1 pseudogene is annotated in these 1,423 nt (G+C 41.5%); it reads left to right on the top strand.

What is annotated here, in order from left to right:
- Positions 1 to 140 precede the first annotated feature (140 nt).
- Positions 141 to 1,286: pseudogene (locus O9290_RS12985) on the top strand (RNA-guided endonuclease InsQ/TnpB family protein); the annotation flags it as partial.
- Between the last annotated feature and the right edge of the window lie 137 nt (positions 1,287 to 1,423).

Genomic DNA, 1,423 nt, shown 5'->3' with positions numbered 1-1,423 from the left:
TCAGTCTGTAGAGCGACCATAAGACCAGAACAGAGTAAATCTGTTAAGGCAGGTGCGGAACCCCGCAAGGGAAAGAAGCAGAAACCTAAATCGTGAGGTTTGGGAATCGCCGTCCGTTTTACGGCGGCGAGGATGTCAACAGGAATAAATGTTTAAGATTTTGGATGGACTCTACCAAAGAAGATCAGGTTAACTATGGTACTTTGTGTAGGCTAACTACCGAATTATCTAATAGTCCTGAATTTTCTTTTGTTGGTAAACTCAACTCTATGGCTCGTCAGGCAAGTGCCCAAAGAGCTTGGTTTTCTATATCCCGTTTTTATGATAACTGTAAAAAGCGCACCGCCCGCGCCGAATCGAATTCGGCGAGCGGACGGAGCAAGAAGGGTTTAGCGAAAAAAGGCTATCCTAAATTCAAAAAGTTTTCAAGGTCTGTCGAGTACAAAACTTCTGGTTGGGAACTAACAGAAGACAAAAAGTTTATCCACATCACGGATAAAACAGGGATAGGGAAATTAAAGTTAATCGGCACTTTTAGCCGTGAGATTCTCGATAAATCCACTATCAAAAGAGTCAGGCTTATTAAACGAGCCGATGGCTTTTATTGTCAATTTGTCTTAGACATTGAAAGAGTAGAACCCTTTGACTATACAGGAAAAGAAGTAGGGATTGATTTAGGTTTAAACCATTTATTAACCGACTCTAATGGGGATAAAATTGATAACCCACGGTTTCTTCGTAAGTCGGAAAAAAGACTAAAAAAGGCTCAACGTAAACTCTCAAAGAAGAAAAAGGGAAGCCAAAAAAGATTAAAACAGAAATCTAAAGTAGCTCGCCTTCATCTAAAAGTTTCTAGACAGCGTAAAGATTTTGCCGTCAAGACAGCAAAAGCGTTAATCCAATCTAACGATTTGGTAGTCTATGAGGACTTGAAGGTATCTAATATGGTGAAAAATCCTAAGCTTGCTAAATCTATTTCAGATGCGAGTTGGTCAATGTTCACCGATTGGTTAGACTACTTTGGGAAAATACACGGGAAGTTTGTGGTAGCGGTGAACCCACAATATACTAGCCAACAATGTTCTGATTGTGGCAATATCGTCAAGAAAACATTATCTGTAAGAACTCATGTTTGTTCTTGTGGGTGTGTCTTGGATAGAGACGAAAACGCCGCTATAAACATTCTCGCACGGGCAAATACTGTCGGGCGGACAGAAATTCAAGCCCTCGGACAGACTACCCACTGTCTATTAGGTGAAAGCTTAGTAGATAAGGTAACTGGTTGACATCCTCACCGCCGTAAACGGACGGCGATTCCCAAACCTCACGATTTGGGTTTCTGCTTCTTTCCCGAAGGATTTTTCGCACCTGCCTTAACAGATTTACTCTGTTCTGGTCTTATGGTCGCTCTACAGACTGACAC

Origin of the sequence: Microcystis sp. LE19-41.2A (assembly GCF_027530405.1) — a bacterium.
Lineage (GTDB): Bacteria > Cyanobacteriota > Cyanobacteriia > Cyanobacteriales > Microcystaceae > Microcystis > Microcystis aeruginosa.
This window is presented reverse-complemented; position numbering and strand designations above follow the sequence as displayed.